17 protein-coding genes are annotated in these 14,075 nt (G+C 61.2%); 9 read left to right on the top strand and 8 right to left on the bottom strand.

The features are described from left to right. Positions 1–69: 69 nt before the first annotated feature. Positions 70–2,655, top strand: coding sequence for a preprotein translocase subunit SecA (gene secA / locus CORTU0001_RS00650; protein WP_005322400.1), 2,586 nt, complete (start codon positions 70–72; stop codon positions 2,653–2,655). A gap of 151 nt (positions 2,656–2,806) precedes the next feature. Continuing rightward, positions 2,807–3,625: a hypothetical protein gene (locus CORTU0001_RS00645; protein WP_005326574.1), complete on the top strand. Its 819-nt coding sequence runs from the start codon at positions 2,807–2,809 to the stop codon at positions 3,623–3,625. Between the two features lie 22 nt (positions 3,626–3,647). Here the strand turns inward: CORTU0001_RS00645 and CORTU0001_RS00640 are convergent, their stop codons facing one another. Continuing rightward, positions 3,648–4,031, bottom strand: a complete 384-nt coding sequence (locus CORTU0001_RS00640) for a hypothetical protein (protein WP_005322397.1) — start codon at positions 4,029–4,031, stop codon at positions 3,648–3,650. A 176-nt stretch (positions 4,032–4,207) separates the two neighbouring features. Between CORTU0001_RS00640 and CORTU0001_RS00635 the strand changes: the two genes are divergently transcribed. From CORTU0001_RS00635 to CORTU0001_RS00625, 3 genes are read left to right on the top strand one after another with little or no spacing between them, the layout of a single operon-like run. Next, a complete protein-coding gene (locus CORTU0001_RS00635) occupies positions 4,208–4,618 on the top strand; it encodes an HAD-IA family hydrolase (protein ID WP_005326572.1) in 411 nt (136 codons plus the stop codon). Beyond that, positions 4,618–5,133: a DUF6912 family protein gene (locus CORTU0001_RS00630; protein WP_005326570.1), complete on the top strand. Its 516-nt coding sequence runs from the start codon at positions 4,618–4,620 to the stop codon at positions 5,131–5,133. Before CORTU0001_RS00635 ends, CORTU0001_RS00630 begins: the two co-directional genes overlap by 1 nt. Before the next feature lie 16 nt (positions 5,134–5,149). Then, entirely contained in the window at positions 5,150–5,398 is a 249-nt protein-coding gene (locus CORTU0001_RS00625; RefSeq protein ID WP_005326568.1) for a hypothetical protein, read from the top strand. Here the strand turns inward: CORTU0001_RS00625 and rsgA are convergent. Both rsgA and aroA read right to left on the bottom strand, forming a co-directional pair. Continuing rightward, positions 5,395–6,420: a ribosome small subunit-dependent GTPase A gene (rsgA, locus tag CORTU0001_RS00620; protein ID WP_005326566.1), complete on the bottom strand. Its 1,026-nt coding sequence runs from the start codon at positions 6,418–6,420 to the stop codon at positions 5,395–5,397. The genes CORTU0001_RS00625 and rsgA overlap by 4 nt on opposite strands. After that, on the bottom strand, positions 6,413–7,714 hold the full coding sequence (gene aroA, locus CORTU0001_RS00615) for a 3-phosphoshikimate 1-carboxyvinyltransferase (RefSeq protein ID WP_005326563.1): 1,302 nt from the start codon (positions 7,712–7,714) through the stop codon (positions 6,413–6,415). The genes rsgA and aroA overlap by 8 nt, the downstream gene beginning before the upstream one ends. Here aroA and CORTU0001_RS00610 point away from each other — a divergent pair. Beyond that, on the top strand, positions 7,713–8,360 hold the full coding sequence (locus CORTU0001_RS00610; protein WP_005326562.1) for an SOS response-associated peptidase: 648 nt from the start codon (positions 7,713–7,715) through the stop codon (positions 8,358–8,360). The genes aroA and CORTU0001_RS00610 overlap by 2 nt on opposite strands. On the opposite strand, the gene ybaK is transcribed toward CORTU0001_RS00610, so the two are convergent. Further along, positions 8,346–8,849, bottom strand: a complete 504-nt coding sequence (gene ybaK, locus CORTU0001_RS00605; protein WP_005326560.1) for a Cys-tRNA(Pro) deacylase — start codon at positions 8,847–8,849, stop codon at positions 8,346–8,348. The genes CORTU0001_RS00610 and ybaK overlap by 15 nt on opposite strands. Before the next feature lie 37 nt (positions 8,850–8,886). Between ybaK and CORTU0001_RS00600 the strand changes: the two genes are divergently transcribed. Then, complete coding sequence (locus CORTU0001_RS00600; RefSeq protein WP_005326558.1) at positions 8,887–9,489, top strand: sigma-70 family RNA polymerase sigma factor; 603 nt, start codon at positions 8,887–8,889, stop codon at positions 9,487–9,489. Next, positions 9,489–9,761, top strand: a complete 273-nt coding sequence (locus tag CORTU0001_RS00595; RefSeq protein ID WP_005326557.1) for an anti-sigma factor — start codon at positions 9,489–9,491, stop codon at positions 9,759–9,761. The genes CORTU0001_RS00600 and CORTU0001_RS00595 overlap by 1 nt, the downstream gene beginning before the upstream one ends. A gap of 265 nt (positions 9,762–10,026) precedes the next feature. Here CORTU0001_RS00595 and CORTU0001_RS12040 read toward each other — a convergent pair whose 3' ends face one another. Both CORTU0001_RS12040 and CORTU0001_RS00590 read right to left on the bottom strand, forming a co-directional pair. After that, on the bottom strand, positions 10,027–10,101 hold the full coding sequence (locus tag CORTU0001_RS12040) for a 50S ribosomal protein bL37 (protein ID WP_100067784.1): 75 nt from the start codon (positions 10,099–10,101) through the stop codon (positions 10,027–10,029). Between the two features lie 83 nt (positions 10,102–10,184). After that, complete coding sequence (locus CORTU0001_RS00590) at positions 10,185–10,445, bottom strand: WhiB family transcriptional regulator (protein ID WP_005322377.1); 261 nt, start codon at positions 10,443–10,445, stop codon at positions 10,185–10,187. A gap of 497 nt (positions 10,446–10,942) precedes the next feature. Here CORTU0001_RS00590 and CORTU0001_RS00585 point away from each other — a divergent pair, with 497 nt between their 5' ends. Beyond that, a complete protein-coding gene (locus CORTU0001_RS00585; RefSeq protein ID WP_005326555.1) occupies positions 10,943–11,431 on the top strand; it encodes a hypothetical protein in 489 nt (162 codons plus the stop codon). 72 nt (positions 11,432–11,503) lie between these two features. Here CORTU0001_RS00585 and CORTU0001_RS00580 read toward each other — a convergent pair whose 3' ends face one another. Next, on the bottom strand, positions 11,504–12,742 hold the full coding sequence (locus tag CORTU0001_RS00580; RefSeq protein WP_005326554.1) for an Rv3212 family protein: 1,239 nt from the start codon (positions 12,740–12,742) through the stop codon (positions 11,504–11,506). Next, complete coding sequence (locus CORTU0001_RS00575; RefSeq protein WP_005326552.1) at positions 12,739–14,064, bottom strand: DEAD/DEAH box helicase; 1,326 nt, start codon at positions 14,062–14,064, stop codon at positions 12,739–12,741. The genes CORTU0001_RS00580 and CORTU0001_RS00575 overlap by 4 nt, the downstream gene beginning before the upstream one ends. Positions 14,065–14,075 lie beyond the last annotated feature (11 nt).

Genomic DNA, 14,075 nt, shown 5'->3' with positions numbered 1-14,075 from the left:
TTGTGAAAGCGAGTGAGTACAATAGCGACGAGTTAACTTTATTGTCGCGACTAGAAGGACTAACTAACCGTGTTTGGACTTTCCAAGCTGCTGCGCGCGGGCGAGGGCCGTACGGTCAAGCGCCTGGGCAAAATGGCAGACGATGTAATTGCCCTTGAGGATAAGTACGCGGAGCTTTCGGACGACGAGCTTAAGGCGAAGACCGACGAGTTCAAGACTCGCCTGCGAGACGGCGAAGAGATGAATGACATCTTGCTCGAGGCCTTTGCCACCGTCCGTGAGGCTGCCTGGCGCGTCCTCGATCAGAAGCACTACCGCGTGCAGATCATGGGCGGTGCGGCCCTGCACTTCGGCAACGTCGCCGAGATGCGCACCGGTGAGGGCAAGACCCTGACCTCGCTGCTGCCGGCCTACCTCAATGCCCTTGACGGCAAGGGCGTCCACATCGTGACCGTTAACGATTACCTGGCAAAGCGCGACGCCGAGATGATGGGCCGTGTCCACCGCTGGCTCGGCCTGTCCGTGGGCGTCATCCTGTCCGAGATGCGCCCGCCAGAGCGCAAGGCCGCCTACGATTGCGACATTACCTACGGCACCAATAACGAGCTGGGCTTTGACTACCTGCGCGATAACATGGTCCGCTCCCTCAATGATGTGGTGCAGCGCGGCCACAACTTCTGCATCGTGGACGAGGTCGACTCGATTCTTATCGATGAAGCCCGTACCCCGCTCATCATCTCCGGCCCGGTAGATGGTTCCTCCCAGTTCTACAGCGTCTTCGCGCAGCTGGCCCCGCGCATGCGCGAGGGTATCCACTACGAGGTGGACCACAAGAAGCGCACCATCGGCGTGCTGGAAGAGGGCGTGGAATACGTCGAGGATCAGCTCGGCATCGATAACCTCTACGCCCCCGAGCACTCCCAGCTGGTGTCCTACCTGAACAATGCCTTGAAGGCTAAGGAGCTTTTCACCCGCGATAAGGACTACATCGTCCGCAATGGTGAAGTCATGATCGTGGACGGCTTCACAGGCCGCGTGCTGGCCGGCCGCCGCTACAACGAGGGCATGCACCAGGCCATTGAGGCCAAGGAGCAGGTGGAGATCAAGAACGAGAACCAGACCCTGGCTACCGTTACCCTGCAGAACTACTTCCGCCTGTACGAGAAGATCTCCGGCATGACCGGTACGGCAGAAACCGAGGCCGCCGAGCTGCACTCCATCTATGACTTGGATGTGGTGCCGATTCCTACCAATAAGCCGAATCAGCGTGCCGACCACTCTGACCGCATCTACAAGACGCAGGAAGCTAAGTTCGCTGCCGTAGTGGACGATATTGCCGAGCACGTCGAGTCCGGCCAGCCGGTTCTGGTCGGTACCACCTCCGTGGAGCGCTCCGAGTACCTGTCCCAGCTGCTGTCTAAGCGCGGCATCAAGCACAACGTGCTTAACGCTAAGCACCACGAGGAAGAGGGCCAGATCATCGCCCGTGCGGGACGCCCCGGCACCGTCACCGTGGCTACCAACATGGCCGGCCGTGGTACCGATATCGTGCTCGGTGGCAACCCCGAGGTCATCCTCGATGAGAAGCTGCGCGAGCGCGGCCTAGACCCATTCGAGGATGAAGAGAAGTACCAGGAGGCCTGGGAAGCAGAAATCGATTCCGAGAGGGAGCGCTCCAAGAAGCTGGGTGACCAGGTGCGCGAGGCCGGTGGCCTCTACGTGCTGGGCACTGAGCGTCACGAGTCCCGCCGCATTGATAACCAGCTGCGTGGTCGTACCGGCCGCCAGGGTGACCCGGGTGAGACCCGCTTCTACCTGTCCATGCGCGATGAGTTGATGGTGCGCTTTGTGGGCCAGTCCATGGAAAACATGATGAACCGCCTCAACGTGCCGGACGATGTCCCCATCGAGGCCAAGATGGTTTCCAACTCCATCAAGGGTGCCCAGGCGCAGGTGGAGAACCAGAACTTTGAGATGCGCAAAAACGTCCTCAAGTACGACGAGGTGCTCAACGAGCAGCGCAAGGTGGTCTACGCTACCCGTCACGACATCCTTGATGCCGGAGATATTCAGGACAATATCCGCGGCATGATCGATGACACCGTGTCCGCGTATGTCGCTGGCGCTACCGCCACCGGTTACGTGGAGGACTGGGATTTGGACGCGCTGTGGAATGCGCTGGATTCCCTCTACGGCCCCACCATTTCCCATGAGGAGCTGGTGGAAGGCTCCGAGTATGGTTCCCCAGGCGAGCTCTCTGCTGAGCAGCTTCGCGACGCCCTGGTGCAGGACGCCAATAATGAGTACGACAAGCTCGAAGAGTCTGTGACCGCCATCGGCGGCGAGCAGCAGATGCGCAATACCGAGCGCATGGTCATCCTGCCTATCATCGACCAGAAGTGGCGCGAGCACCTCTATGAGATGGACTACCTCAAGGAGGGCATCGGCCTGCGCGCGATGGCGCAGCGCGATCCGCTGGTGGAGTACCAGAAGGAGGGCGGCGAGATGTTCAACGCCATGAACGATGGCGTGAAGGAAGAGACCGTCCGCCAGCTGTTTATGCTGCGCAAGCAGTTCAAGCAGCAGGAAGAGGAGCAGGCCGGCGAATCCGCTGCTACCGCTTCCGGCAACGGTGAGGGCACCGTAGAGGCCTAGGCCTCGGCGCCCTTCGTCCAATCCCGCCCCAACCCCGCCCCGCCCCCGCTCGTGATAGTGGGCGCGGGGCAGGTTTCTTTTCAGGACAAAATGAGTAGAATATAAGAAACCCGTCCATTCTGCTTATTTCCTGTGAGGATCTTCACTGACGATGCGCCGCCGCTCTTTGCGTCTCGGTATTACGACGCTCCTGTCTGCCACCTTGCTCGGTGGCGCCACCCCGGCCGTGGCCTATGAGATGCAGCGTGATTCTGCCACCTCGTTGCGCATCATTTTGGATTCGGGCGAAAAGATTGAGCAGGATAACGCGGCTGCCGCCATCCTGGCTATTGCTACCCAGCGCAAGGAAGCATTGGTGGCCGATGGAATTTTGCACCAGGACAAAGCGGACGCCGCCTTCGAGTACTACTTTGGCAAAGCCCGGCTCAATACCGCGCGCACCGATGGCAATATCTATTCCACCCCGCTGGACTTCCCGTGGGAGCCAGAGGAGCGGACGCAATCCCTAGACGGCAAGCAGTACACCGAAGCGGCCGTATTGGATTACCTCGACATGCTGGGCGCCAACTATGCCCAGGCGGTAATTCGTGCCGAACTGGGTGAGTTTACCAAGGACTTGCCACAGGCCCCCGCCGGCAACGCGGCTACCTCTCCGCGTGCCCAGCTGCCGACCATCGGGGAAACCGGCTCCGCGTTCCCAGATGAGTTTCCTGCCTACGCGGCGGCGTTGCGCGATATTGTCACCATCACCAAGCAGGTCAATGCACCCTTGGAGCAGGCCGCCGCGTCGCACCATGCTGCGGGAACCGTGCCTGAGGATGCGGCGGCGGACGAGCATTCCGGTCTATCCGCCTTTGAAGGCGGCCTCCTAGCCACCGGTTTGGCGGCGCTGACCAGCGCCGTCGGATTCGGATGGTCCGCACTCGACTGGTCCGAGATCCTTTCTCACCTGGGCCAGTTCTTTTCCTAGGCGTTAAGCCCTGCCCGCTGAGTTAGAGCAAGCGGAATGACGTTAAACCGGTGGGGCTCGCCGAGCCCGTAAATGCATGCTGCTGTTGGCCTATGTAGGCGGAGCCAAAGTACTCGCCATTGGGCCGCGCGTGCAGGCTGGTCAATTGCAGTCTGTCCGTGGCATAGGGGCTTGTGCGTCGGCGTACCCACGATCCAATGTGCAGGCGGATGGCATCCGAATAGCGCGGGGAATTGAGATGGGCTAGCGGGCGATAGCCGGCGGCTACCTCCAGCGCGAAGACTACCCAGCCTTGGATGCGGTGCTGGGCGGCGACTTCCGCGGACGTCGGCAAGCGGCCATAGTGCACGCGGTGGGGTGCAATGAAGAGTTTGAGGTGCGAGTAGCCAGGAATGGGCTCGTACATGGTGGGGAAGTAGTGCTCCTGAATAAGGGCAGGAGGCGGACGCGTGATAATTGTCTCATGCCCGCCCCAACCCCGCCATTTCTGAGGGTTTCCTGAAAGGGATGGGCGCGAATGAGCGCGCGGTTCGCTATACTCTCGGGGAGTTAAAGAGAATCGTAACCAAAGGATTTAAGTACATGCGTGGTCTAATCGTTGACTATGTCGGCGTCCTTGACGGCACCGAAGAAGACAACCGCCGCTGGAAAGCGCTGCTGGCCGCCGCCAAGGCAAATGGCGCAGCAACCGCCATCCTGTCCAATGACCCAGGCGGACCAGGCGCGGAGCACATCCGCGAGTGGGGGTACCGCGGAAACGTCGACGCAGTCGTTCTCTCCGGAGAGGTGGGGGCGGAAAAGCCTGAGTCCGCTGCTTTCCAGGCGGCCGCAGATGCCCTAGAACTGCCACTCAATGACTGTGTCATGGTTGATGATTCCATCCTCAACGTGCGTGCCGCCGTGGAATCCGGCATGGTGGGCTTTTTGTACACCAGCTTTGACCGCGTCTCCGTTGAAATCCAGGCAGTCTTCGATATTGAAGGTGAGTTTTAGTGGCTAAAGCCCGCGTCTACATCCCTGCGACCTACGCCATGCTGGCGGAGCTGGAAGAAACCGGCTCGCTGTCCGCGCGCTCCGGCTGGGGCTTTATGGTGACCCCTGCACTGCAGGAGTTCTATACCGAGGGCGATGAAGAAGAAATTGCCTACTCGGCCTTCCTCGAGGCCTCTATGGCCTCCATGCGCCTATTGGCCATCGGCGATGAAGAGAAGTTCCCGCACCGCCGCGTGGTTATCTCGGTAGACTTGGATGATTCTGTCCTCACCCCGCGCCCGGATATGGGCGAGCCGGTGGTAGAGCTCAAGCCGGCGCAGTTCAGCAAGGATGACCTAGCAGCCATCCACGTGGATATTGCGGAGTCCGAGGAAACCACCGCAAAGGCCATCGAGGCTATCGATACCGCAGACCTGGGCGATGAAGACGCGGAGCTGGCCGTGGGCGATGCACTGGATAAGTTCATGGCCTTTTATCACCCCACCGAACTCCCTTTCCTCGTAGAATTGCTCTAAAACTCAAGGAGAAAACATGACTCAGCGTTTCAAGAACCTCGCTGCGGCCACCGTTACCGCAGGCGCAGCCCTCATCGCCGCGCCGGCCGCCCTGGCAGATACCACCCCAGCTGCAGATGCGGCTGCCGACGCCGTGCCCACCACCCCGTGGCTGGCGCTGCTAGAGACCTCGTCCCAGGGCACCTGGGGCCAGATCCTCGATGTATTCTTCGGCATCGTGGATGGCATTTTGGGTGTTATGGCCGATACCGGCTTCCACCTCTAATTTTCCCACTCCACGTTGGTGCGCAGGGCCTCGAGTAGGCCGCGCACCGCGTCGCGCCGCCGCGCACTGGCGGTATCAGGGGAGATAAGCGCAGGATCATCGAGGCCGCATTCTGGGTCCGCAGGCGGGCCCATGTGCGTACAACCGCGGGGGCAGTCCTCGATGGCTGCGGCAAGGTCTTCAAAGACGCCCAGCACGTCATCGGCATCCACGTGTGCGAGGCCAAAGGAACGGATGCCTGGGGTATCGATAATCCAGCCGCCGGTGAAGGCATCCTCGGCGGGGAGGGGGAGCGCCACCGATTGGGTGGAGGTATGCCTGCCTTTGCCGACGCCCGATACTTCCCCTGTCTCCCTATCCGCATCCGGTACCAGCCGGTTGACCAGGGTGGATTTGCCCACGCCGGAATGCCCGATGAGCGCGGTGACGTGGCCGTCGATGTGGTGGCGTACCGCCTCGAGCCCGTCGTCGACGCCGGCTTCCACCACCGTGACATCGAGATCGGCGAACTCCGCCGCGAAGGGAGCAGGGTCCGTGAGATCGGTCTTGGTCAAGCACAGGATGGGGTGGATATTGCCCACAAACGCAGCGATGAGGGCGCGCTCGACAAATCCGGAGCGCGGCGGCGGATCGGCCACGGCGGTGACGATGAGCATCTGGTCCGCATTCGCCACCACGATGCGCTCATAAGGGTCGGTGTCATCCGCCGTGCGCCGGAGGACGGAGGTGCGTTCCTCCAGCTTCACAATGCGCGCTAGGGTGTCTTTCTTGCCGGAGGTATCGCCCACGACGCCCACGCGGTCGCCTACCTCGATGGCGGTGCGGCCCAGCTCGCGGGCGCGCATGGCGGTGACCCGCGGGCCGTCGTCTAGCGCTACGCCCCAGCGCCCGCGGTCCTTGGTGATGACCATGCCGAACTTGGCATCTTTGTGCTTGGGGCGGTCCTTAGTACGCGGCCGCGAGCCCTTGCCGGGGCGCACGCGCACATCGGATTCATCGAAAGAACCGAAACGCCTAGCCATTGCTCTCCTGTTGCTCGGGGTCCACCATCGTCTCCCACATGCGGTCGAAGCCGGGAAGGGTCTTCGCGGTGGTGGCAATGTCTTCTACCTCTACGCCCGGTACCCGCAGGCCGATAATCGCGCCCGCGGTGGCCATGCGGTGATCCGCGTAGCACGGCCACTCCCCGCCGTGGAGAGGGGCGGGGTCGATGTGTAGGCCGTCGGCAAGCTCGGTGACCTTGCCGCCGAGGGCGTTGATATTATCCGCCAGCGCCTTCAAACGGTCGGTCTCGTGCCCGCGCAGGTGCGCAATGCCGGTCAGGGTAGAGGGGGTGTCCGCCAGGGCGCACAATGCCGCGACGGTGGGGGTGAGCTCGCCAATATCGCCCATGTTGCGCTCGATCCCCTGCAGCGCGCCGTCTTTGGCGCCCTTGGCAGTAACAAAGCCCGGCTCTTGGGTGACCATGACACCCATATCCACCAAAATATGCCGAATGGCGTCGCCCGGCTGGGTGGTATTGGCAGGCCATCGCTTAATGGTCACGCGGCCGCCGGTGACGGCAGCGGCGGCAAGGAAGGGCGTGGCGTTGGAGAGATCCGGCTCGATTGCCCACTCCCGCCCGGCAATCGGGCCAGGGTGTACGGTCCAGGTATTCTCCCCGGAATCCACGCGTACGCCGGCTTGGCGCAGCATGCCTACGGTCATCTCCACGTGCGGCATAGACGGCAGGGGACCGCCCTCGTGGGTGACGGTGATGCCCTTGGCAAAGCGCGCGCCGGCCAGCAGGAGTCCGGAGACGAACTGCGAGGAGCCAGAGGCGTCGATAGTAACCTCGCCGCCTTCCGGTACCCCGTGCGAGCGGACGGTAAAGGGCAGGCTATCGCCGTCCACCTCGACGCCGAGCTGGCGCAGTGCATCTAGGGTGGTGGACATGGGGCGGGCGTAGGCCTGCTCGTCGCCGTCGACAAGCACGGCGCCGTCCGCCAGGGCCGCAACCGGCGGGATAAAGCGCATAACGGTGCCGGCTAGGCCGCAGTCCACCGTGGCACCCTTAAGCGGGCCTGGGGTGACGTGGATATCCTCGCCTTCGTGCTCGAAGCGCACGCCCATAGATTCCAGGGCCTTTTCCATCAGCTGCGAATCGCGCGAGACCAGCGGCGCGCGCAGGGTAGAGGGGCCATCGGCCAACGCCGCCAGAATGAAGGCGCGGTTGGTAATAGACTTCGAGCCCGGCACGTGCTGGGCCCACGTAATGGGGCCTGCCGCTTGCGGGGCGGACCAAGGTTGAGACATATCGTCCATAATAGAGGGCATGTGCGGAAGATTCGTTCTTTTTACCGAGTCCCTTCTCGATGAAGTGGGCGCACTGCCCGGAGTTACTGAGGTCCACGCCCCACAAGGCACCCCAGGCCCGCGCTACAATATTGCGCCCACCCAGCCGGTGGCGATAGTGCGCGTGCGCGAAAGCCTCGCCCAGGTCGACCCTGCGCGGTGGGCACTGCTGCCGCACTGGAAGAAGGACCTGGACGGCCCGCCGCTGTTTAACGCCCGGGCGGAGACGGTGGCCAGCAAGCCCTCCTTCCGGCATGCCTTTAAGGGGCAGCGCTGCCTTATCCCCATGAACGGCTACTACGAATGGCACCAAGAAGCAGGCGGCAAGCAGCCCTATTTCGTCCGCGCGGAAGAGGGCCTGTTGTGGGCGGCAGGCCTATGGGACACCGGCCTGGACCGCCTGTCTGCCACGATTGTTACCACTGCGGCGACGGAAGAAATGGAGTGGCTGCACCACCGCCTGCCTCGCTTCTTGGCGGCCGAAGAAATGCGTACCTGGCTGGAAGGCAGCCCCGAGGAAGCCGCTGAGCTGCTCTTGCCGACGCCCCTTCGTGGCTTCCACACCCACCCCGCCGACAAGGCTGTAGGCAGCGTATCCAACGATTATCCGGAGCTACTCGGCGAGTAGATCGGCAAAGCTGGCAGAGCACAGCTCTGCGAGGTCCTCCGCATTGAGCTCGATATCCAGCCCGCGGCGCCCGCCGGAGATGAAAACGGTATCGAAAAGCACGGCAGTTTCCTCAATCACCGTGGGCAGCGGGTTCTTCTGTCCCAGCGGGGAAATGCCGCCCGGGATGTATCCGGAGGACTTGGACGCGTCATGCGGATCCGCCATGGCGGCCTTAGAAACGCCGTGGGCGGCCGCGGCTTTCTTGAGACTCAGGTGGTGGGTGGTAGGGATGACGCACACCGCCAACTGCCGCTTGGACCCTTTGCCCGCCGTTAAATCGATGACCAGGGTTTTGAGCACGCGTTCCGGCTCTACCTCGAGGGCCGCCGCGGCGTGATCGCCGAAGTGATCCTTGCCCGCCTCAAAGGTGTAGACGTGGTGGTCTACGCCGGCATCTTCCACGACTTTAAGCGCTGGGGTGGCTGCATGCGGGGACTTTTTAGACATGACTGGGATCCTAACGCGACGCGTTAGGATAGAAATTGTGGCTAAAGAAACAATCAGCGAAAAGGAGCTGCAGCGCCGCTTCGAAGCGGAAGCGCTGCCCCTGCTAGACCAGCTCTACGGCGGTGCCCTGCGCATGACGCGCAACCCGCAAGATGCTGAGGATCTCGTGCAGGAGACCTACCTCAAGGCCTATAAGTCCTTTCATTCCTTCAAGCAAGGTACAAACCTTAAGGCTTGGCTGTATCGCATCATGACCAATAACTACATCAACTCCTACCGCAAGGCGAAGCGCCGGCCCACGGAGTCCTCGGCCGATGACCTGAGCGATTTTCAGCTCTATACCACTGCGGGACACGATTCCACTGGCCTGGAATCCGCCGAGGTAGCTGCGCTTAAGGACATGCCAAACGCCACCATTTCAGAGGCCATGAATGACCTGCCCGATGACTACCGAATGGTGGTGTACTACGCGGATGTAGAGGGCTTGGCGTATAAAGAAATTGCAGAAATCATGGATACTCCACTGGGCACGGTGATGTCCCGGTTGCACCGGGGAAGAAAATTGCTCCGGAAAGCGTTGAAAGACGTGGCACGAGAACAAGGCATTGGATTAGAACACCCAGACATGGAGGAGAAGTAATGGACCGCGCAACGGAACACAACTGTGGTGCGTGTAGCTCCCCAGAGGTACAGGCCCTCCTATGCGAGCTTCTCGATGAATCGACCACCTATGCCCGCGCACTCGCTATCCGCGAGCACATCGCCCAGTGCGATTTCTGTCAGCAGCGCCTCGAGAGCGAGGAGATTATCCGCTCCCTGGTGCGCAACTGCTGTAACGGCCAGGCCAAGGCGCCGCAGGCGCTGCGCCGCCGCATTTCTGTAGAAATCACCCGCATCGACACGGCGTGGTAGGCACTGTTGCTCATCCGCTGTGGTGGGGTCTGGTCTCATGATCTTCCAACTTTTTGCTTGAGTCCATACTGATCGGGCCGAATTGAGGGCGGAAGGGCCGAATTGAGACCCCAATGTGTTCAATTCGGCCCGATCACATTGGACTTAAGGCACGGAGAGGTCAAGCGGGGGCTAGGAGACGACATCGATGTGCGTCTGACATAGCAAAAGCCCGGTTCTACGGTCGAAGTGACCGAGGGAACCGGGCTTTGAGTAATGCTGTGCGTTATGCGCCAGGACGCTTGCCGTGATTAGCGGACTTCTTGCGGCGATCCTTGCGCTTGCGACCACGCTTGCTCATTGCGCACTCCTTCGTTGAGGGTATCTGAACTTTATTCAACTGTAGCGGCTAAGGGCGCCGAAACGAAAATTGGGGGCCGCTTATTAAGCGGAAACGCGGGCGCGGCCACGGCCGCGGTTGCGGCGACGCTTGAGGGCGCGGCGCTCCTCTTCAGACAGGCCGCCCCAGACACCGGCGTCCAGGCCGGATTCCAGCGCCCACTTCAGGCAGGAAGAGGCAACGGGGCAGCGGTTGCAGACCAGCTTGGCCTTAGCGATTTGGGTAAGTGCAGGACCAGAATTGCCTACTGGGAAGAACAGCTCGGGGTCTTCGTCGCGGCAAACAGCTTCGTGGCGCCAATCCATGATTGATATCTCCTAACAAAAATTCGACAGCAGTAAGCACAAGCACTTTTCACGAAAATGAAAAGCAACCAATGCCAGGGTGGGTGGTTGTGTGAACTGGTCTGCGTGCAGTGGGGCCCGGTCTCGAGGTCGGGCCAGCGTCGCCGCCGCCAATGGTTCACAGTGTGGTTACTTGAAGTTTCCTTCAAGTTAAGAAGAGGTTTACGTCCTCTTTCTTTTTGCTACCCCAGAATCATGACATGTTTACTCAGACTCCGCTAGGGGTAGAGGCGAAATTGTGGTCAACCTCACGTGAATGAAACTAGTGTGGGGGTCATTTAGGTCGACGTGTGAGTTGAAAGAAGCCTGTGAGAAACGCGCTGAACTGGCGTATTGCCCAAAAATCATTGAGTGCGGTGACTGAAGAAGCGTCAAATCTGCCCGGCTAGCCCCTGCCCCTGCGAAACCTGAGTGGCGCACAAGGAAATGGCGTTGACCGGTGAGTAGACTGTGGGTTTGTGTCTAAGCAGAAGAAAAAGCAGGTAAACAAAAAGCAAAGTGCGGCCTCAGCGCAGCCGGCGCGTGAGGCGAAGCCCCAACAGGGCGCGCCACAGCCGGTCCTCGTGGCCGCAGCGCTCGCCGTGGTTCAGTCCATCGCCGTCATCTGCTTCGGTATCTTTCTGATTGTGCGCGAGGTGACCGGCGCAGAAAATGGTTCCATGGTCTCGGACTCTGGCTCCGGGAGCTTTGTGGGGCTGGGCACCGCACTATTTATCTTTATTGTCTTTGGCTTTGTCATTGTCGGTGCTTGGGCCATGGTCAAGGGAAAGCGCTGGGGTAGGGGAGCCATTATTTTGGTGGAGCTCATCTTGGCAGCGAGCTCCTTCCAGATGTTTAGCGGCGGATCGCCGCTACTTGGTGCGGTGACCTTGGCGAGCGCCGCCGTAGTCATCTTCCTGCTCATGTTCGTCCGCGCTTCCACCGAGTGGGCGGCAGCAAACTTCTAAATTCGTTGCCACGCACAAGGGCCGCGCCCCGGGTAAATCCGGAAGGCGCGGCCCTTTCTGTAGTGGAGGGTGTTAATCGGCGCTTAGGCCCACGACCTGATCGCCGCGGGTTTCCACGATGGTGTCGCCCGCCAAGGTGAGGTAGACGGGGCCGTGGTAGCTGCCGCGATCAACCGGGATGGTTCGCAGGGTTTTGCCGGTGGACCAATCCATGACAGCAATGCCTTCTTGGGTAGGCACCAACATGTGCTCGTCGACGGCGATGGGGGTGCCGATGGCATCTTCTACTACGTGATCCACTGCGAGGTCGCTCGGCTTGAAGAGATAGAGCCGGGAGCCATCAAACCACGTCATATGGTGCGGAAGATCCGCGGTTGCCGGGGCGAACGGCGAGGCGCCTGCGTCAATGTCTGGAGAGGGCTCTGCCGAAGTAGAGTCCAGCTTTTCGCCCTTATTGTTATAGGACTCGATCGTGGGGTGCGGTCCTGGGCGGTAGACGGCGGCGGCCTTTTGTCCCACAGCGACAAGCCGGGCGCCGTCGGTGGCTATGTCCACATCGGCAGCGATATCGGGCTCACGGGAATCATCAGGGGTGGTGTTTTGGAAACGCAACCAGGTGGTGCCCGGTTTATCGGGGCAGGACTCGGTCAGCGCCAAATTCTCGGTACGGGTGAGGGCGGAGCTAATGGTGCAGTCCTCATGTGGTTGCTTGTCCGGCTCCTGCTTTGCTTCCACGTCACCGTATTCCACGGTGCGCACCATATCGGAGCGCCACAGATCAATCCGGTCGGTGGAGACCGTTCCTACCCGGTCATTGGAGGAAACGGGTACTACCTCTTCCGAGTTGACGGCGCTGCGGGTGCTGTCATACTCACCAGTTGCGGCATCAATCGCCACGGTATCCCCGCAGCCCACACCGGTCTTATACGACGCCACGATCTTGCCCCATGCAGTAGACAGCGAGCACAGATCCGCGTCCGTGCGCTCATAAGTCCACGCCTCGGAGCCGTCCGGGTTAGTGGCGGTGAGCGTGTGATCGGCGTGCGTGATGGTCAGGCCGTGCGCCGAAACCGCCCGGTATTGGCCAGGAACCGGTGCGTTGGGGAGGCTGAAGGACTCGTGGAGGGCCTCGGGGACGTCGGCAAGCGCGGGTGCATCCTTATCCCCAGGAACTGCCGCTTGGCTAAGATGCGCCTGATTAATATTGGCAGTAATAGCCGCCCCGCCGACCGCGATGGCGCAGACCACGGCAATAATGCCGGTGGCCTTCCAATCGGCGGGCGTCGATCGCAAAATGGGAGCTTTAGTCATCGGCGGCCTCCTCGCCGGCGCCGAGAGCTGCCGCGGCGCGCGGTGGTACGGGTGGGGGATTTCTCGCGGACAGGCACCTGGCCCACGACCTTGGTCTCAGGGCCGACAGTTTCGTCTACCTCCGCGGGGATGTCTAGCGCTTGGGCCAGCTCCGGAGACGTGGAGAACCACTGCGGCGGATTCGGCTCACCCAAATCCAGCTCATCATTAATAACCTGCCATTTGCCCAGCTCATCGTAGCCCACCATGGTGATAGCGGTGCCCGTATGGCCGGCGCGCCCCGTGCGGCCAATGCGATGGACAAAGGTCATCGGATCATCCGGAACCTGATAGTTGATGACGTGGGTGACATCATCAACGTCGATGCCGCGGGCAGCAATATCAGTGGCGACCAAGATATCCACCTGGCCGGTGCGGAAGGCATGGAGCGACTTCTCGCGCGACTTTTGCCCCAGATCGCCGTGGACCGCGCCCACGTGGAAGCCGCGCCGGGCAAGATCATCGGCCAACTGGGCGGCCGCGCGCTTGGTGCGAGCGAAGATGATGGTGCGCCCGCGGCCGGAGCCCTGCAGGGCGTGGGCGACGACGGCAACCTTATCCATGCGGTGGGCCTGGAAGGTGACCTTGCGAGTGGAGGAATGGGTGAAATCCTGCTCGCCGGATTCGGCGCGGATATGGATGGGCTTTTCCATAAACCGGCGGGCGAGCGTCAAAATTGCGCCCGGCATCGTGGCGGAAAAGAGCATGGTCTGGTGGGCATTGCCATCGAGTGCCTTGAGGATAGCCTCCACCGAGGGTAAAAAGCCCAAGTCCAGCATCTCGTCGGCCTCATCGAGCACCAAGATAGCCACGCGATCTAGTTGCAGATTGCCGCGCTCGTGGAGATCGATCAATCGGCCGGGCGTGCCAATGATGACGTCGACGCCCTTGTTGAGCTTTTTGATCTGTTCCTCGTAGGGACGGCCGCCGTAAATGGAGGCAAGGCGCACGGGCAGGTGGGCGGCAGCCACCTGCAGGTCCTCGGTGACCTGCTGGGCAAGCTCGCGGGTGGGGACCACCACGAGGGCGCGCGGGGTGCCATCGAGCTCGTCGATATCGGCATCATCAAAGACGCGGTCCAAAAGCGGCACGCCAAAGCCATAGGTCTTGCCCATGCCGGTGCGCGCTTGGCCAATCAAGTCCTGGCCGGATAGCGCGATGGGCAGGGTTAATTCCTGGATTGCAAAAGTACGCGTGATGCCACGAGTGGCGAGACCATCGCAGATTTCGGCCGCAACGCCGAGTTCCGCGAAGCTCGGTGGCTGGGATTTTATGTCAGACACACCTTGATAGT

It is taken from the genome of Corynebacterium tuberculostearicum SK141 (genome assembly GCF_000175635.1).
Taxonomy (GTDB): Bacteria; Actinomycetota; Actinomycetes; order Mycobacteriales; family Mycobacteriaceae; genus Corynebacterium; species Corynebacterium tuberculostearicum_C.
This window is presented reverse-complemented; position numbering and strand designations above follow the sequence as displayed.

Bases quoted from the DNA above. Each gene is read 5' to 3' on its own strand.
- CORTU0001_RS00625 (WP_005326568.1), top strand. From the start codon at position 5,150: ATGACTCAGCGTTTCAAGAACCTCGCTGCGGCCACCGTTACCGCAGGC.
- aroA (WP_005326563.1), bottom strand. From the start codon at position 7,714: ATGCCCTCTATTATGGACGATATGTCTCAACCTTGGTCCGCCCCGCAA.
- rsgA (WP_005326566.1), bottom strand. From the start codon at position 6,420: ATGGCTAGGCGTTTCGGTTCTTTCGATGAATCCGATGTGCGCGTGCGC.
- CORTU0001_RS00590 (WP_005322377.1), bottom strand. From the start codon at position 10,445: ATGGATTGGCGCCACGAAGCTGTTTGCCGCGACGAAGACCCCGAGCTG.
- ybaK (WP_005326560.1), bottom strand. From the start codon at position 8,849: ATGTCTAAAAAGTCCCCGCATGCAGCCACCCCAGCGCTTAAAGTCGTG.
- CORTU0001_RS00640 (WP_005322397.1), bottom strand. From the start codon at position 4,031: ATGTACGAGCCCATTCCTGGCTACTCGCACCTCAAACTCTTCATTGCA.
- CORTU0001_RS00635 (WP_005326572.1), top strand. From the start codon at position 4,208: ATGCGTGGTCTAATCGTTGACTATGTCGGCGTCCTTGACGGCACCGAA.
- CORTU0001_RS00580 (WP_005326554.1), bottom strand. From the start codon at position 12,742: ATGACTAAAGCTCCCATTTTGCGATCGACGCCCGCCGATTGGAAGGCC.
- CORTU0001_RS00610 (WP_005326562.1), top strand. From the start codon at position 7,713: ATGTGCGGAAGATTCGTTCTTTTTACCGAGTCCCTTCTCGATGAAGTG.
- CORTU0001_RS00595 (WP_005326557.1), top strand. From the start codon at position 9,489: ATGGACCGCGCAACGGAACACAACTGTGGTGCGTGTAGCTCCCCAGAG.
- CORTU0001_RS00645 (WP_005326574.1), top strand. From the start codon at position 2,807: ATGCGCCGCCGCTCTTTGCGTCTCGGTATTACGACGCTCCTGTCTGCC.